The sequence below is a fragment of the Burkholderia sp. A2 genome, from assembly GCF_001729305.1.
GTDB classification, from domain to species: Bacteria; Pseudomonadota; Gammaproteobacteria; order Burkholderiales; family Burkholderiaceae; genus Burkholderia; species Burkholderia sola.
The window spans coordinates 1-16,103 of record NZ_LZXX01000110.1; the positions used below are offsets into that span (position 1 = coordinate 1).

Below are 16,103 nucleotides of genomic sequence, written 5' to 3' on the forward strand. Positions count from 1 at the left end.
TTGAACACCACGGTGTTGCCGGCGATCAGCGCCGGCACGATATGACCGTTCGGCAAATGGCCGGGGAAGTTGTACGGGCCGAACACCGCGACGACGCCGTGCGGGCGGTGACGCAGCACCGCGACGCCGTCGGCCATGTCCTGGCGCTTCTCGCCGGTGCGTTCCTGGTACGCCTGGATCGAGATGCCGACCTTCGCGGCCATCGCCGCGACTTCGGTGCGCGCTTCCCACAGCGGCTTGCCCGTCTCGCGGCCGATCGCGGTCGCGATCGCTTCCTTGCGTTCGGTGAGCAGCGTCGCGAAGCGCTTGACGATCTCGCAGCGCGCTTCGAAGGCGAGCGCCGACCAGCCGGCGAATGCGCGCCGTGCGCTCGCGACCGCGCGGTCGACGTCCGCCGCCGATGCGCTGCCGCCCTGCCATGCGATTTCGTCGGTGCCCGGGTTGCGCGACGCGAAGACGGGGCCCGAGCCTGCGACCCAGGCGCCGTCGATGAAGAGTTCCGTCATGATTCGTTTATCCCTGTTTGACTTTGAGCGGCAGCACGCGGACCGGATCGCCGGCCTTCACGTCGAGCGCGGCGGCATCGTCGGCCGACAGCACGAACGCGCCGTTCGCGACCACGCCCGGCGCGACGCCGACGCGGAAATCCCCGAGCGACGTGTTCGACACGAGCGACCTGGGGGCGTCGTCCCGTGCGTCGGGCACGCCGATCGCGACCGGCACGACGACGCTCTCGCGTACCGTGCGCAGGTCGTTGACGTGGCATTCGAGTACCGGGCCCGCGTCGAAGATGTCGACGTGATTCTGGTAGCGCAGCCCTTCCGCTTCGAGCATCTTGCGGGCCGGCAGCGTGTCGCGATGCGTGAGGCCGACCGCGTCCTGCGCGTCCTGCGGCAGCAGGTCGACGTACACCGGGTAGCGCGGCATCAGTTCCGCGAGGAACGACTTGCGGCCGTGCGAGCTCAGGTAATCGGCCGCGTTGAAATCGATCTGGTAGAAGTGCGAACCGACCGCGCGCCAGAACGGCGACGTGCCGTCCTCGTCGAAGTGGCCGCGCAGTTCCGCGCAGATGCGTTCCGGAAAGCGGTCGCGGAACTGCGCGATGAACATGAAGCGCGAGCGCGACAGCAGGCCACCGACGCCGCCCGTGCGATAGCGCGGACTCAGGAACAGCGAGCACACTTCCGCGTAGCCCGTCAGGTCGTGCGAGATGTTCAGCGCGTGCATGCGCGTCCACACGCCGAGCTCCTGGCTCGCATGCACGACCGTGCTCACGCGATAGTTGTAGAACGGCTGTTCGAGGCCGACCTGCGTCTCGATTCCGCACACGCCCGCGATATCGCGCGTCTTCGAATCTTCCATCACGAAGAAGTAGCCGGCTTCGCCGGGCGCCGCGAGGCCTTCGAGCGTGCGGCGCGAGCGTTCGATGCGCGCGGCGAGCGCGTCGCGGTCGGGCTTGAACGTGGTCAGGCCCGGCCCGGTTTCCTGCGCGAGCGACACGAGCGCGTCGACGTCGCCCGTTTGTACGACCCGAACGACGATCATGCTGCGTCTCCCTTCAAATCTTCATCGTCGCGGCGATGCAGCGGCACGCAGCGCACGACATCGCCTTCCTTCACGTCGAGCGCCGCGCGCACGTCGCCGGCCAGCGGCGCGTGGGTGCCGTGCGCGTTGGCCGCGTCGCCCGGCAGGTCGGCCAGCACGCAGCGGAACGATTCGCCGCTGCCCGTCGACACCATGTACGCGACGTCGCCCTGCTGGTGCGCGGCCTCGCGCACGACGCGCTCCGACGCCTGCTTCACGCACGCGGTGCGGTCGACCTGCGCGGTCAGCACCGGACCCGCGTCGAAGATGTCGACGAAGCGGTCGGGCTCGAAGCCTTCCTCGAGATGGATGTCGTACGCGAGCAGTGCCGTTTCGTTCGGCTCGCCGAGCACGCGCTGCGCGGCTTCCGGCAACAGCGGCACGTAGAGCGGATAGGCCGGCATCACTTCCGCGATGAACGTGCGGCTGCGGCCGCCCGATGCGATGTCGACGTCGGTGAAGTCGCGTCCGAAGAACTTGCGGCCCACCGCTTCCCAGAACGGCGACGCGCCGTTGCCGTCGCTCACGCCGAGCAGCAGCGTGAACACTTCCGGCGTGAAACGGCGACGGTTCGCGGCGATGTACATCATCCGGGCGCGCGAGATCAGGTGCGCGGCCGCGTCGCCGCGCAGCGACGGATCGACGTAGAAGCCCGCGAGCCGGCTCTTGCCGGTCAGCTCGTGCGACATCGTGAGCGCGTGGATCTTGCGGTTCACGTGCAGCTCGCGCGACGCGTGGATCAGCGCGTCGTTGCGGAACGCGTAGAACGGTTCCGAGTAGCCGGCCGCGGCCACGATGCTCGCCGTGCCGAGCAGCTTGCCGGTTGTCGAATCCTCGAGCACGAAGAGGTAGAACTCCTCGCCGGCGAAGTCGACGTCCGCGCGAAACGAATCCTCGGAGAGCGCCACACGCGCTTCGAGCGCCGCGCGGTCGTGCGGCAGCGAGTGCAGGACCGGCTGCGCGGTGCGCGCCATCTGCGCGAGGGCATCGAGATCCGTGAGTTTGCCGGGGCGAACAAATAGCATCGTCGTTCCTGTCTGCGATGGGGGCGCCGATCAGCGCGCGGTGGCTTCCTGTGCGGCGAGCACTTGTTCGACCGCCTTCTCGAAGCGCTTCACGCCTTCGTCGAGCAGGTCGAACGGGATCACCAGCGACGGAACGAAGCGCAGCACGTTCGGACCGGCGATCAGCATGATCAGGCCGTTCTCGGCGGCGGCCGTGACGAAGTCCTTCGCGCGGCCGTCGAATGCGGCGGTGAGTTCGGCGCCGACCAGCAGGCCCTTGCCGCGCACGTCCTTGAAGATGCCGAAGCGTGCGTTGATGCGTTCGAGCGCGCCCTTCAGGCGCACGCTGCGTTCGCGCACGCCTTCGAGCAGCGCCGGGTCGCCGATCAGTTCGACGACCTTGTCCGCGATCGCCGATGCGAGCGGGTTGCCGCCGTACGTCGTGCCGTGCACGCCGACCTTGAAGTGCGCGGCCAGTTCGTTCGTCGTCAGCATCGCGCCGATCGGGAAACCGTTGCCGAGTGCCTTCGCGGTCGTGAGGATGTCCGGCGTGACGCCCGTGTCCATGTATGCGTAGAACTGGCCCGTGCGGCCGACGCCCGTCTGCACTTCGTCGAAGATCAGCACTGCGTCGTTGGCGTCGCACGCTTCGCGCAGTGCTTTCAGGAAGGCCGGATCGGCCGGGATCACGCCGCCTTCGCCCTGCACCGGCTCGACGATCACCGCGCAGGTTTTCGGGCCGATTGCGGCCTTCGCGGCTTCGATGTCGTTGAACGGCAGGTGCTTGATGCCTTCCGGCACCGGGCCGAAGCCTTCCGAGTATTTCGGCTGGCCGCCGACGCTGACCGTGAAGAACGTGCGGCCGTGAAACGACTGCACGAACGACACGATTTCGACTTTATCGGCGCCGTGGCGGTCGAACGCGACGCGGCGCGCGAGCTTCAGGGCGGCTTCGTTCGCTTCCGCGCCCGAGTTCGCGAAGAATGCGCGGTCGGCGAAGGTCAGCGATTCGAGGCGCTTCGCGAGGCGCAGCACCGGCTCGTTCGTGTAGCCGTTGCCGATGTGCCAGAGCTTGCGGCCTTGTTCGTCGAGCACCTTCAGCAGTTCCGGGTGGCCGTGGCCCAGCGACGTGACCGCGATGCCGCACGCGAAATCGATGTACTCGCGGCCGGCCGTGTCCCACACGCGGGAGCCCTCTGCACGGTCCGGCACGAACGGCGCGGGAGAGAATACCGGCACCATCACTTCGTCGAATGTCTGGCGGGTCACGGTCGAGGTCGTCATGGTCGTTCCTTTCGGTTTCGTAAGAGGGTTCAACAGGATCAAGTTTAGGGAAGGGTGACGCAAGCGTCTTGCGGAATTGCGACGGGTTCTATCGGAAGGTTTGGGTTTTGCCCCTTTCGGGCGGCCGGGGTGGCTACGCCGTGTCGGTATTTTGGGGCTTTTTCTCGCTTGTCTGGGGTCCGCCCGCGTTTGGTGTGAAGCACCTAAGATCGTGTCGGTCTATTAGCGTCGCCCCTGCGCGGGGCAGCGGTCACTTTTCTTTGTCTTGCCAAAGAAAAGTAACCAAAAGAAAGGCGCTCGGATAACACATGACTTACCGGTGCCATAGCCAGCAGAGTGGTCCGCACAAAAGTGTCCGCGCCAGCCAGGAATCCGGAGTGGTTCGAGCAATGGTTCTGACACCACTCGCTACCCCACGGAGCGGTATACCACCCGCTAGCTCCGTCCTCGCTTCGCTCGGCCGACAGGTCCATCCCAACCAATCCCGCCATCGCCGCCCCTCCCGTGGAACTTGATGTGCCTTCAATAAACGGAATTCGCTGCTTTGCCCGCGAGAAAAATGCGGGGCGCAAACACATCGTCGTCGCGAAAGGCGGATCGGTCACACAAATGGGGGAGCAGAAAAAGTGCCTGGCAAGCCACATCTCATGCAGAAAGCCCGAACGCGAGCCCTTGAAGCACCTTGCAGCCGAGCGTAGCGAGGATGGAGCTAGCGGACGGTATACCGCTCCGTGGGGTAGTGAGTGGTGTCAGAACCATTGCTCGAACCACTCCGGATTCCTGGCTGGCGCGGACACTTTTGTGCGGGCCACTCTGTTGGCGATGGCACCGGTAAGTCATGCGATATCCGAGCGCCTTTCTTTTGGTTACTTTTCTTTGGCAAGACAAAGAAAAGTGACCGCTGCCCCGCGCAGGGGCGACGCTAATAGACCGACACGATCGCAGGTGCTTCACACCAAACGCGGGCGGACCGCCAAACAAACCAAGTCAAACCCACCCTCAATCTTTCCCGCGCTCGACGAGCGCCCCCCCTCGAGGTTCACTGCCGCCGCCTGTCTGCTTTTCGAGCCACGCTCGCCGATCCTCCCGAGGCGTGACCCCAAACCTTTCGCGGTAGGCGTTAGAGAAGTGCGCGGCAGAAGAGAACCCACAGGCGAGAGAAACCTGAACGACGGACTTACTGGTCCGCTGCAACTGAGTCCTTGCCTTGAGCAATCGAAGATTGAGGTAATACTTGGAGGGCATCGCCCCGAGATACTGCCGAAAGAGCCTTTCGAGCTGCCTCCGGGAAACGCCGACGAGCCCGGCGATCTCATCGGTAGTGAGCGGATCCTCGACATTGGCCTCCATCAAAAGCAACGCATCATTGAGCCGAGGATGCCGCTCCCCCGGCGCAGTCACGAACGGAATCCTCTGCCGCTCCTCGCCACTGCGCAAAACCCCGACTCCGAGCGCATCGCCAATCCGCTCCGCGAGATCCACCCCATGTTCCCGGCCAATCATGGCCAGCATGAAATCGACGGTCGCCTGCCCACCGGCACAGGTCGCCCGATCGCGATCGATCTCGAAGATCTGCTGCGTGACGATCGACCGCTCGAACTGCTCGGCGAACTGCTGATACGTCTCCCAGTTCACGCTCACGCGATACCCGGAAAGCTGCCCGGCCATCGCGAGCCACCACACGCCGTGATGAATCCCGGTCACCACCGGCGTGCGCTGCCCGACCCGCGCGAGACTCGCGAGAAACAACCGGTAATCGGCAAACTGCTGAAACCGCTCCGACACGACGATCAGCCAGTCGCACGCGATCGCATCGTTGAACGCCGCATCGGCATGCCACTGCGCGCCGCCGGCGAGCGGCACCGGCCGCCCGTCCCATGAACATACCCGCCAGCGGTACAACAGCCGCCCGTCGATTTCGTTCGCGAGATTCAGCGCATCGACGATCGGACCCACGCCCGACATCGACACGGGCGGCAATGCAACGATCGCCACCTGCGTCGTGCGGGTGGCGCCTGCGGGACGAGACACCGGTACCACGTTGAAACCCGGCCTGTTGCGTTACTTGAGGCTGCCCGACAGGAACTGCTTGAGCCGCTCGCTCTGCGGGCGCACCAGCACCTCCTTCGGATCGCCCTCTTCCTCGGTCCGCCCCTGATGCAGGAACATCACATGATTCGACACGTTGCGCGCGAAACCCATCTCGTGCGTGACGACGATCATCGTGCGGCCTTCCTCGGCCAGCTTCTGCATCACCTTCAGCACTTCGCCCACCAGTTCCGGATCGAGCGCGGAGGTCGGCTCGTCGAACAGCATCACGTCCGGATGCATCGCAAGCGCCCGCGCGATCGCCACCCGCTGCTGCTGCCCGCCCGACAGATGCGACGGATACTGCTTCTCGACGCGCGGCGGCAGACCGACCTTCTCCAGGTACTCGCGCGCACGCTCCTCGGCTTCCTTCTTCGAAATGCCGAGCACGTGCACGGGCGCTTCCATCACGTTCTCGAGCACGTTCATGTGCGCCCACAGGTTGAAGTGCTGGAACACCATCGCGAGCTTCGTGCGGATGCGCTGCAGCTGCTTGTGATCGGCGACTTCGAGCGCGCCGGCACGGTCGGTCTTCGTGCGCACGGCCTCGCCGTCGACGACGATCTGCCCCGCATTCGGCCGCTCGAGGAAATTGATGCAGCGCAAGAACGTGCTCTTGCCCGAACCGCTCGCGCCGATGATGCTGATGACGTCGCCGGCCTTCGCGTTCAACGACACGCCCTTGAGCACCTCGTTGTCGCCATAGCGCTTGTGGATGTCGACCGCGGCAAGCTTGACGGAAGCGGACGCGCTCGTGTGAGTGATCTCGGCCAACTGGCTCTCCTCGAAGTAATTCAATGACGGGCGGCCGCGAGATACGCGAGCCAGTGGCGCTCCGCGCGGCGAAACGCCGCGACGAGTGCGAACGATACCGCAAGATAGATCAGCGCGGCGATCCCGAACGACTGGAACGCCATGTAGGTCGCGGAATTGGCGTCGCGCGCGACCTTCAGGATGTCCGGCACGGTCGCCGTGAACGCGACGGTCGTCGCGTGCAGCATCAGGATCACCTCGTTGCTGTACAGCGGCAGCGCCCGGCGCAGCGCCGACGGCAGGATCACGCGGCGGTACATCGTGAACGGCGACATCCCGTACGCCCGCGCCGCCTCGACCTCGCCGTGCGGGATCGCGCGAATCGCGCCGGCGAAGATCTCGGTGGTGTACGCGCAGGTGTTCAGCGCGAACGCGAGGATCGCGCAGTTGAAACCGCTGCGGAAGAACGCGTCGAGCAGCGAGTGCGAGCGCACGAACTCGAGGCTGTACATGCCCGTGTACATCAGCAGCAGTTGCACGTAGAGCGGCGTGCCGCGGAACACGTACGTGTAGAACCGCACGGGCATCGACACCCACTTGTTCCTCGACACGCGCGCGACCGCGAGCGGCACCGCGCATACGAAGCCGAGCGAAATCGACGCGACGAGCAGCCACAGCGTCACCGCGAGGCCGGACAGGCGCTGGCCGTCCCAGAAAAGGAACGCCTTGCCGAATTCCTGGAGGATCTCGATCATAGTTCTGCGTGCCGCACGCCCATGGAATAACGCTTCTCGAGCTGGATCAGCACGAGGTTGGAGACGGTCGTGATCGCGAGATAGATCAGCGCCGCGACGAGGATGAAGAAGAACATGTTGAACGTGCTCTTGCCGGCGTCCTGCGCGGCCTTCACGACGTCCGCGAGACCGATGATCGACACCAGCGCGGTCGCCTTCACGAGCACCTGCCAGTTGTTGCCGATGCCCGGCAGTGCAAAGCGCATCATTTGCGGAAACATGATCCGCACGAACACGCGCGCGCCGCTCATTCCGTAAGCCGAACCGGCTTCGAGCTGGCCGCGCGGCACCGACAGGAACGCGCCGCGAAACGTCTCGGTGAAGTACGCGCCGTAGATGAAGCCGAGCGTCAGCACGCCGGCCACGAACGGATCGATGTCGATCTGGTTCCAGCCGACGAGGTCGGTGAACTGGTTCAGCCAGATCTGGATGCTGTAGAACAGCAGCAGCATCAGCACAAGATCGGGCACCGAGCGGATCAGCGTCGTATAACCGGTCGCGATCGCTCGCAGCACCCGGTTGTGCGACAGCTTCGCTACCGCGCCGATCAGCCCCAGCGCCACCGCGGTGGCGAGCGACAGCACCGACAGCTCGATGGTCTGCACGGTGCCGGCCCAGAGGACGGGACCAAAGCCGTAAAGGAACACGCGCGTCTCCAGAGTTGAATGAATGCCGACGCGTAGGCCTGTCCCGCGCCGGGCTGACGCGGATAGTCGCAAGCGAAATTATTTGCCTCAAATCACCGTACGCGCGATTGCTGCGTCGCAACAATTCGTCCCACCATTTCCGCGCACGGCCTACGCTGCTGTTTCAAAAGGAAAAAACCCGCTTCCTGACAGTCCGATGACACGCCGGGAAGCGGGCTTTTTGCAATTTTCCGGTCGCTTTTTCGATATAGCGCCGGACTGGCCGTCAGGCCGAATAGGCAGGTCCGGACCCACGCCACACAATCGCTCGCTCATGCCCGCGACGCGAAGCGCGCCGGCCCGATGCCAGCCGCGGCGCCTTCCAATTTTTGCATCTACAAAAACCCCTTGCCATCTCATGTTTTCGCATCCACAATTAGTCGAAATTCCGTTCGTTTTCGACGATGCCAAGGATCTGTCAAACCGACTGAAACACGGCATTTCGCTGCGAATGGCCGAATTCGCCGAATGGGAAGCAGCGCGCGCGTGGCCGGATGTCCGTCGGAATTACGGCGAGACGCGCTGGATCTGTCTGGTGCCGATCGGCGCGCGCCTTCACACGGCGATCGTCGTTCCGCGCGGCCGCGCGCTGCGTGTCGTCAGCCTGCGAAAAGCCAACAACCGAGAGATGAGTCGATATGAAGAAGGCGGTTAAATTCATACGCAACACGCCCGAGGAAGAAGCGGCGATCGCCCGCGGCATCGCCGCCGATCCGGACGCCCATGAACTCCGCGACGAAGAAATCGACGCGATGGAGCCCTTCGTCGAGGTCGTCGCGAAGAAATTCGGGCGTCCGAAGCTCGAGCACCCGAAGGAACAGGTCAGCATCCGCTACGACGCGGACATCCTCGCCGCGTTTCGGGCAGACGGCCCCGGCTGGCAGACGCGCATGAACGACGCGCTGCGCGACTGGCTGAAGAAGCGCCGCGCGTGAACGTCACCGCCCTTTCAGGATGTCGGAGCGCGAAGTCGTATAGACGAGCCCGTCCGGGCCGAAATGGACGTTGAAGAACGCGTCGGTGTTGACGCCGTCCTCGAGCCAGCGCCAGCTCCAGACCGTCTCGGGCTTCAGCGGATACTGCGCGATGTCGCCGGGCTTGCCGAGCAGGCGCCGCACCTCGTCCTCGTCCATCCCCGGGCGCACTTTCGCGAAATTCTCGGCGGTCAGCACCTGCGTCGCGCCCGTGTAGCGCCCGTTCGCATCGAGATCGACGAACCAGGTCTGGTTGCCCATCGGGCCGCGCGGATATTCGAGACGCTTCGAGCCATCGGTGAACGTGCGCTCGGTCTCGGGTTTGCCCATCGTGCCGCGCACGTCGGCCTCGGTCGATTCGCCGACCTTCAGCCCCTTCAGCAGCAGCGGCGCGGGCTTGATCGCGTTGAAGAAGTCCCTGATACGTTGCACGTCGAGATGGCCTTGGTCGTCGCAACCGGTCAGCGCCAGCGCGGCGGTCAGCATCGTCACGGAAAGCAGCCGGAAACGGAAAATCATCGGAAGAATGGCGCGTGGAGAAAACACGCGGCAAGGATACCCGCGCGACGCCAAAAGCGCGAGACGGGCCGCTCGGCCCGTCGGATGTTCAATGCGTCGTTTCGGTTTCGGCGCGGGTTTCGGGCGCCCGGTTCGCCGGCGGCGCCGGGCGCGGCCCACCCGGCGGCGCGCCCAGACGGCCACGCGTGCGCACCAGCTCGGCAAGCTGCCACGAGCCGAGCGCGAGGCAGCCGAACAGCACCTCGCGACCGCGCTTGACCACCGCGAGCGACAGCGCCGTCTCGCGGTCGACGCCGAACATCTGCGCGAGCAGCACGACGGTCGCCTCCTGCACGCCCAGCCCGCCCGGCACCATGAACGCCGCATGCCGGACGGCCTGCGTCATCGCCTCGATCGCGATCGCGCCGCCGATCGACACCGGGTGGCCGAGCAGTGCGAGCGCCCAGTAGATCTCGAGCGCGCCGAGCACGTAGCCGGCCAGTTGCCAGACGAACGCGCTGAACAGCAGGCCCGTGCGCGACATCAGCGAATCGATGTCGGCGTCGAGCCGGCGGCCGTCGACGCCCTGCAGCAGCCGGTGCGAATCGCCGAGCAGGCGGCCCGCGAAACGCTCGATCGCGTGGAAGATGCCGCCGCGCCGCATCAGCACCACACCGAGCACCGGCAACGGCAGCGTCAGCAGCAGCGCGAGCCCGATCGTGCCGCCGCCCATGTTGTCGGTCGTCGCGAGCAGCAGCACGAGGCCGAGCGCCGCGAACGCATACTGGACGACGATCGTCACGAGCACCTCGACGATCACCGATGCGGTCACACGGCTCGCGTCGGGCACCTGCCAGCGCGCGAGCCGGATGCCGACGATCTCGCCGCCGATCCCGACCACGGGCAGCAGCCGGTTCACGGCCTCGCGCACGGTCGCGATCCACCACAGGAACGGCAGCGACGCGCGCCGGTCGAGCAACTGGTGCCACGCGTATGCATCGAGCAGCAGCGGCAGCGCGTGGAACGGCACGAGCCACAGCAGCGCGTAGCCGGCGCGCGCGAGCATCTGCGACACGTCGCCGACGCCTTCGTGCAGCCCCAGCGCGAGCAGGATGCCGATGCCGATCGGCCAGCCGAGCCACTTGATCCACTTGCTCATGACGGCTGCGCTCCCGGTGCGCGCGACGCGTGCGCGCCGCGCCGTGCCGCGGGCCCGCCGAACACGTCGGCAAAGCCGCCGGTCGCGACGCCCGCTGCCTTCAACGCGGCCGCGACGCGCGGCGACAACAACGCATCCAGTTCGTCGGCCGGACGGTAATCGGCCATCGTCGGCGTGATCGGACCGTCGCCGGCTTCGGCCGGATGGCAGTAGATCTCGCCGACGCCCGGCGGCAGCTTCGCGAGCGCGTCGAGCAGCACGGCCTCGTCCATCGCGCCCGTATGCTCGATGCCGACCACGTAGTCGTTGTGCGCGAGCCCCGCGCGGTCGAGCCGCGCGCGCACGAGCGCGATCCACGGCTTGAGCAGCGCCGGCGCGCGCGTTTCGTACGGCAGCCGCACCGCGCGCAGCCCGTAGTCGCGGCCGATCTCGACGATCATCGACAGCACGGTCGGATGCAGATGGAAATGCTTGTGCGCGTTCACGTGATCGAGCGGCAGGCCGCTCGCTGCGAACGCATCGAACTGCGCACGGATCTCGCGGCGCAGTTGCGCGCGCACGTGCGGCAGGAAGAAGAAGCGACAGCCGTCCCTCGCCATCGCGTCGCCGAATCGCCCGTCGGGGCCGACGAGCGCGGGAATCTCATGCGCGGGCAGCGTGGCCGGCCCGTCCGCGAGCACCAGATGCAGGCCGACCGCGAGCGACGGCAGCCGCCGCGCGCGCTCGATCGCATCCTGCGCGGCGGCCGCGCCGACCATCAGGCTGGCGGCGTTCAGCACGCCGTCGCGATGCGCGCGCTCGACCGCCGCGTTGACGCGCGGGTGGAGCCCGAAGTCGTCCGCGGTGAAGATCAGCGCCCGCGCCGCCCGCTGCGTCGTCACGGATCAGGCCTCGTGCGCGCGCAGGAAGCGGAAGAACTCGACGCCTTCGCGCAGGCGACGCTTCATCATGTCCCAGCTCGTCAGCATCTCGCGCACGATTTCCCAGATCTTCGACGGGCGGAAGTAGAACTGGCGATAGAACTGCTCGAGATGGTGATAGATCTCGTCGCGCGACAGGTGCGGATAGCCGATCGCCGCGAGCTGCACGCCTTCCTTGCTGACCAGGTTGATGGTCTTGTTCTCTTCCATCCAGCCGTTCTCGACAGCCTGCTTGTAAAGCGTCGTGCCCGGATACGGCGCGGCGAGCGAGACCTGGATCGTGTGCGGGTTGATTTCCTTCGCGTACTCGATCGTCTTCTTGATGGTCTCCTGCGTCTCGCCCGGCAGGCCGAGGATGAAGGTGCCGTGGATCTTGATGCCGAGCTTCTTGCAGTCGGCGCTGAAGCGGCGCGCGAAATCGGTGCGCACGCCCTTCTTGATGTTCACGAGGATCTGGTCGTCGCCTGATTCGAAGCCGACCAGCAGCAGGCGCAGGCCGTTTTCCTTCATGATCTTCAGCGACTTGTACGGCACGTTGGCCTTCGCGTTGCACGACCACGTCATGCCGAGCTTGCCCAGGCCGATGGCGATGGCTTCGGCGCGCGGCAGATCGTCGGTGAAGGTGTCGTCGTCGAACATCAGTTCCTTCACTTCCGGCATGTTGTCGCGGATCCACTTCGCTTCCGCGAGCACGTTCTCGACCGAACGCGTGCGGTAGCGATGGCCGCTGACCGTCTGCGGCCACAGGCAGAACGTGCAGCGCGACTTGCAGCCGCGGCCCGTATAGATCGACACGTACGGGTAGTTCAGGTAGCCGATGAAGTAGTTGTCGATCTTCAGGTCGCGCTTGTAGACCGGCGCGACGAACGGCAGCTCGTCCATGTTCTCGAGGATCGGACGCGCTTCGTTGTGCTCGATCGAGCCGTCCTTCGCGCGCCAGCTCAAGCCCTTGATCTCGGGGAACGGCTTGCCTTCGGCGAGTTCCTTGCAGGTGTAGTCGAATTCCTCGCGACACACGAAGTCGATCGCGTCGCTCGCCGTGAGCGAGTTGTGCGGATCGACCATCACCTTCGCGCCGACCATGCCGACCAGCATCGACGGTTTCATCTTCTTCAGATCCTGCGCGAACATCGCGTCGGTCGGGAACGACGGCGTGCTCGTGTGGATGATCACGAGGTCGTAGTCGTTGGCGATCTTCAGCGTTTCCTCGACCGACAGCCCGTCGGCCGGCGCATCGACGACGCGGCTGCCCGGCACGAGCGCGGCCGGCTGCGCGAGCCAGGTCGGATACCAGAAGGAACGGATTTCGCGCTTGGCCTGATAGCGCGAGCCGGCTCCGCCGTCGAAGCCGTCATACGAAGGGGCCTGCAAGAACAGCGTTTTCATGAATGCTCCGGTAGCCTGCATAGTTCGTTTCGTTACAACGATTCAGTCAAAAAACCGCGGGCCGCCCTGCCGGCGCCCGCCTCTCTGTCATGTCGCGCCGCGCGGCTTCGCCGTGCGACGCGTCTCGGCCCGCGGGCCGGGTTCGATCGACGGCGCTAGCGGCCGTCCACTGCTTCCACGGCCGCCGTCGCGCGTTCGCCGCCGACGACCGTCATCCTGGCGCCGCGCCACACGACGTGCGTGCCGAACGCGGCCGCGAGCCACTCGAGCGCGAGCAGCGTGTCGCGCACCGCGACGAGCGGCAGGTCGCGCCAGAATGCGCGCCAGCCGTCCTCGCCGCGCGCATGCAGCACGAGCCGCCCGAATGCGCCGAGCGCGGCCGCCCCGCCCGCCAGCGTGCCGGCGAAGGTGCCGTCCAGACGCAATGCCAGCACCGCGCCGATCGCGAGCCACGGCACGGTAAACGTAATGAACAGGAACGCGAAGCCGGCCGGGTTCAGCGAACGGATCGTGCGCAGCCAGCGCGTCTCGCGGTGCCACAGCGGCCCGAACGACGGTTCGGTCACGTCGGTCGCGACCTCGACCTCCGACAGCACGGTGCGCCGCCCGAGGCGGCGCGGCAGCTCGGCCAGCCAGAAATCGTCGGCCAGCTCGTCCTTCAGCGCGAGGAGACCGCCGATCCGGTCGAGCGTGTCGCGCGTGAGCGCGAGCGTCGCGCCGAAGCCGAAGCGGCTCGAGCGGCCGAGGTGGGTGATCCGCACCGATGGCGCGAACCATGCGTCGACGAATTGCGCGCCGATCCGCGTCCAGAAGCCGCCGACGCTGCGCGCATGATACAGGCACGTGACGACCCCGACCGACGGGTCCGCGAGCGGCGCCGTCACGCGCTCCAGATAGTCGGGCTGCACCGCGATGTCGCTGTCCGCGATCACGATGCGACCGTATTTCGCGCGCTCGGCGAGATTGATCAGGTTGCTGACCTTCAGGTTCTTGCCATGCACGCGCGCGTCGATCACGAGCGTGATGTCGCAATCCGGGTGATCGGCGCGCAGCCGCTCGACGACGGCCGCGGCCGGATCAGCCGACGATGCGACGCCGAACAGCACCTCGTAGCGCGGATGGCGCTGCGCGCAGAAGGTCGCGAGGTTTTCATACAGATGCGGCTCCGCGCCGCACAGCGGCTTCAACACGCTGACCGGCTCGAAGCCGTCGCGCACGGCCGTGCGCGGCGTGCGCGGCCGCGGCGCGAAGGCAGCGACGAGCGCATAGCCGGCCGCGGCCAGCGTGAACACGATCAGGACCCAGTCGAGCAGCGTGGCGGTGGGCGTCATGCGCGATGCCTCCCGGCGACCTGGGCGCCATGGCACACGCTTGAGCGTGATTGAGCGTGATGCGGTGTTCCGACAACGACGAACGCGGGCACGACCCGACTCCTTGTTCCTGCAGCGTCTGTAATGGGGGAGGCGCGACCCGTGGTTCGGGTTCGGCCATGCCCGGCTTCGCGTGGCGTATCCCCGCGCAGCGCCCGGACGGCATGCGGGAAGACTCGAATGGCTCCATCGGCACAAGATGGGCAGGCGGCGGATTTTAGCAGTCTGCGCCCCCCCGCGCTCGGTGCTACGCGAAACGGACTAGTGCAATTCCGGCAAAGCTGAGCGGTCGACGAGCCTGATCGGCCCGGCCACGTTCACATTAGCGTAAGCACTTTGCAGGCGTATTGCAGTCTTTAAAATCAAACGTTTCGTGCAAATTTGTATGTCGATGCGGTTTCATTTCCAATCGCCGTAAAGTTTGGTAATTAATCGGCGATTAGGTTGATTTTCGCAACGATCGTCGCAAGCAACCCTGCACCCCTGTAAGGCGCATGGGTATCCGCGCGCCGCCAGCACGTTCCGGAACCCTTTGGCAAAATCCTTGGCGTCTGTTGCGTCAGCGCATCACCACGCCACCCCGTTTCGAAGGTCTTCCGATGACACCGTTTTCCGTACTCGATCTCGCGCCCATTCCGGCCGGCGCCGACGCCTCGCAGGCGTTCCGCAACACCGTCGATCTCGCGCAGCACGCGGAGCGCTGGGGCTACCGGCGTTACTGGCTGGCCGAGCATCACAACATGCCGGGGATCGCGAGTGCGGCCACCGCCGTCGTGATCGGCCACGTCGCGGGCGCCACGCGGACGATCCGGGTCGGCTCGGGCGGCATCATGCTGCCGAACCATGCGCCGCTCGTGATCGCCGAGCAGTTCGGCACGCTCGCGTCGCTGTATCCGGGGCGCATCGACCTTGGCCTCGGCCGCGCGCCCGGCACCGACCAGACCACGTCGCGCGCGCTGCGCCGCGACCTGATCGGCAGCGCGGACTCGTTCCCGGACGACGTCGCCGAGCTGCAGCGCTACTTCGCGGAGCCGGTGCCCGGCCAGCGCGTGCGCGCGGTGCCCGGCGCGGGGCTCGACGTGCCGGTGTGGCTGCTCGGTTCGAGCCTGTTCAGCGCGCAGCTCGCGGCGATGCTCGGGCTGCCGTTCGCGTTCGCGTCGCACTTCGCGCCCGACTATTTGATGCGTGCGCTCGAGATCTATCGCGCGCAGTACCGGCCGTCGGCCGCCTGGCCGAAGCCGCATGCGATGGTCGGCGTCAACGTGTTCGCGGCCGAGACCGACGACGAGGCGCGGCGCCTGTTCACGTCGCTGCAGCAGCAGTTCATCAACCTGCGGCGCGGCACGCCGGGCAAGCTGCCGCCGCCCGTCGACGCGCTCGAGGCGAACGAACTCGAACTCGCGACCGTCGCGCATTCGCTGTCGTTCGCGGCGGTCGGCTCGCGCGACACGGTCCGCGACAAGCTGCGCGACCGTATCGCGCAGACGGGCGCCGACGAGCTGATCATCACCGCGCAGATCTACGATCATGCCGCGCGGCTGCGCTCGTTCGAACTGGCCGCGCAGATCCGCGACGAACTCGCGAGCGAGGCAAGCTGACGGCG

Annotated in this window: 16 protein-coding genes; 3 read left to right on the top strand and 13 right to left on the bottom strand. The window is 66.3% G+C overall.

What is annotated here, in order from left to right:
* From A9Z05_RS25240 to A9Z05_RS25275, 8 genes are all read right to left on the bottom strand, one after another.
* Nucleotides 1-506, bottom strand: a 506-nt coding sequence (locus tag A9Z05_RS25240) for an aldehyde dehydrogenase family protein (RefSeq protein WP_141723476.1), incomplete at its 3' end; no start/stop codon positions are given.
* A 7-nt stretch (nt 507-513) separates the two neighbouring features.
* On the bottom strand, nt 514-1,545 hold the full coding sequence (gene astA / locus A9Z05_RS25245) for an arginine N-succinyltransferase (protein WP_069620509.1): 1,032 nt from the start codon (nt 1,543-1,545) through the stop codon (nt 514-516).
* Nucleotides 1,542-2,609 (bottom strand): arginine/ornithine succinyltransferase subunit alpha, encoded by a 1,068-nt coding sequence (aruF, locus tag A9Z05_RS25250; RefSeq protein WP_069620510.1) that lies wholly within the window; start codon nt 2,607-2,609, stop codon nt 1,542-1,544. The genes astA and aruF overlap by 4 nt, the downstream gene beginning before the upstream one ends.
* A 30-nt stretch (nt 2,610-2,639) precedes the next feature.
* The gene (locus tag A9Z05_RS25255; RefSeq protein WP_069620511.1) at nt 2,640-3,872 is read right to left on the bottom strand and encodes an aspartate aminotransferase family protein; all 1,233 of its coding nucleotides are present in this window, start codon (nt 3,870-3,872) and stop codon (nt 2,640-2,642) included.
* 999 nt (nt 3,873-4,871) lie between these two features.
* Complete coding sequence (locus A9Z05_RS25260; protein WP_069620512.1) at nt 4,872-5,912, bottom strand: GlxA family transcriptional regulator; 1,041 nt, start codon at nt 5,910-5,912, stop codon at nt 4,872-4,874.
* Between the two features lie 21 nt (nt 5,913-5,933).
* Nucleotides 5,934-6,734 (bottom strand): ABC transporter ATP-binding protein, encoded by an 801-nt coding sequence (locus A9Z05_RS25265; RefSeq protein ID WP_069620513.1) that lies wholly within the window; start codon nt 6,732-6,734, stop codon nt 5,934-5,936.
* 20 nt (nt 6,735-6,754) lie between these two features.
* Nucleotides 6,755-7,468 (bottom strand): ABC transporter permease, encoded by a 714-nt coding sequence (locus A9Z05_RS25270; protein WP_006476443.1) that lies wholly within the window; start codon nt 7,466-7,468, stop codon nt 6,755-6,757.
* Nucleotides 7,465-8,154, bottom strand: a complete 690-nt coding sequence (locus A9Z05_RS25275; RefSeq protein WP_011544981.1) for an ABC transporter permease — start codon at nt 8,152-8,154, stop codon at nt 7,465-7,467. Before A9Z05_RS25275 ends, A9Z05_RS25270 begins: the two co-directional genes overlap by 4 nt.
* Before the next feature lie 397 nt (nt 8,155-8,551).
* On the opposite strand from A9Z05_RS25275, the gene A9Z05_RS25280 reads away from it, so the two are divergent.
* Both A9Z05_RS25280 and A9Z05_RS25285 read left to right on the top strand, forming a co-directional pair.
* Nucleotides 8,552-8,848, top strand: coding sequence for a BrnT family toxin (locus tag A9Z05_RS25280; RefSeq protein ID WP_069620514.1), 297 nt, complete (start codon nt 8,552-8,554; stop codon nt 8,846-8,848).
* The gene (locus A9Z05_RS25285) at nt 8,832-9,128 is read left to right on the top strand and encodes a BrnA antitoxin family protein (RefSeq protein ID WP_069620515.1); all 297 of its coding nucleotides are present in this window, start codon (nt 8,832-8,834) and stop codon (nt 9,126-9,128) included. Before A9Z05_RS25280 ends, A9Z05_RS25285 begins: the two co-directional genes overlap by 17 nt.
* Before the next feature lie 3 nt (nt 9,129-9,131).
* Here the strand turns inward: A9Z05_RS25285 and A9Z05_RS25290 are convergent, their stop codons facing one another.
* The 5 genes from A9Z05_RS25290 to hpnI all read right to left on the bottom strand — a co-directional run bounded on the left by A9Z05_RS25290 (nt 9,132) and on the right by hpnI (nt 14,461).
* The gene (locus tag A9Z05_RS25290; RefSeq protein ID WP_069620516.1) at nt 9,132-9,686 is read right to left on the bottom strand and encodes a hypothetical protein; all 555 of its coding nucleotides are present in this window, start codon (nt 9,684-9,686) and stop codon (nt 9,132-9,134) included.
* 88 nt (nt 9,687-9,774) lie between these two features.
* Nucleotides 9,775-10,824, bottom strand: coding sequence for a lysylphosphatidylglycerol synthase domain-containing protein (locus tag A9Z05_RS25295; protein WP_069620517.1), 1,050 nt, complete (start codon nt 10,822-10,824; stop codon nt 9,775-9,777).
* Nucleotides 10,821-11,705, bottom strand: coding sequence for a hopanoid biosynthesis-associated protein HpnK (gene hpnK, locus A9Z05_RS25300; RefSeq protein WP_069620518.1), 885 nt, complete (start codon nt 11,703-11,705; stop codon nt 10,821-10,823). The genes A9Z05_RS25295 and hpnK overlap by 4 nt, the downstream gene beginning before the upstream one ends.
* A gap of 3 nt (nt 11,706-11,708) precedes the next feature.
* Nucleotides 11,709-13,151 (bottom strand): hopanoid biosynthesis associated radical SAM protein HpnJ, encoded by a 1,443-nt coding sequence (gene hpnJ / locus A9Z05_RS25305; RefSeq protein WP_371090916.1) that lies wholly within the window; start codon nt 13,149-13,151, stop codon nt 11,709-11,711.
* 134 nt (nt 13,152-13,285) lie between these two features.
* Nucleotides 13,286-14,461, bottom strand: a complete 1,176-nt coding sequence (hpnI, locus tag A9Z05_RS25310; protein ID WP_069620520.1) for a bacteriohopanetetrol glucosamine biosynthesis glycosyltransferase HpnI — start codon at nt 14,459-14,461, stop codon at nt 13,286-13,288.
* Nucleotides 14,462-15,099: 638 nt separating this feature from the next.
* On the opposite strand from hpnI, the gene A9Z05_RS25315 reads away from it, so the two are divergent.
* Complete coding sequence (locus A9Z05_RS25315; RefSeq protein ID WP_069620521.1) at nt 15,100-16,098, top strand: LLM class flavin-dependent oxidoreductase; 999 nt, start codon at nt 15,100-15,102, stop codon at nt 16,096-16,098.
* Nucleotides 16,099-16,103: the final 5 nt, after the last annotated feature.

Bases quoted from the DNA above. Each gene is read 5' to 3' on its own strand.
- A9Z05_RS25295 (WP_069620517.1), bottom strand. From the start codon at position 10,824: ATGAGCAAGTGGATCAAGTGGCTCGGCTGGCCGATCGGCATCGGCATC.
- hpnI (WP_069620520.1), bottom strand. From the start codon at position 14,461: ATGACGCCCACCGCCACGCTGCTCGACTGGGTCCTGATCGTGTTCACG.
- A9Z05_RS25290 (WP_069620516.1), bottom strand. From the start codon at position 9,686: ATGATTTTCCGTTTCCGGCTGCTTTCCGTGACGATGCTGACCGCCGCG.
- astA (WP_069620509.1), bottom strand. From the start codon at position 1,545: ATGATCGTCGTTCGGGTCGTACAAACGGGCGACGTCGACGCGCTCGTG.
- A9Z05_RS25255 (WP_069620511.1), bottom strand. From the start codon at position 3,872: ATGACGACCTCGACCGTGACCCGCCAGACATTCGACGAAGTGATGGTG.
- A9Z05_RS25270 (WP_006476443.1), bottom strand. From the start codon at position 7,468: ATGATCGAGATCCTCCAGGAATTCGGCAAGGCGTTCCTTTTCTGGGAC.
- A9Z05_RS25285 (WP_069620515.1), top strand. From the start codon at position 8,832: ATGAAGAAGGCGGTTAAATTCATACGCAACACGCCCGAGGAAGAAGCG.
- A9Z05_RS25280 (WP_069620514.1), top strand. From the start codon at position 8,552: ATGTTTTCGCATCCACAATTAGTCGAAATTCCGTTCGTTTTCGACGAT.
- aruF (WP_069620510.1), bottom strand. From the start codon at position 2,609: ATGCTATTTGTTCGCCCCGGCAAACTCACGGATCTCGATGCCCTCGCG.
- hpnJ (WP_371090916.1), bottom strand. From the start codon at position 13,151: ATGCAGGCTACCGGAGCATTCATGAAAACGCTGTTCTTGCAGGCCCCT.
- A9Z05_RS25315 (WP_069620521.1), top strand. From the start codon at position 15,100: ATGACACCGTTTTCCGTACTCGATCTCGCGCCCATTCCGGCCGGCGCC.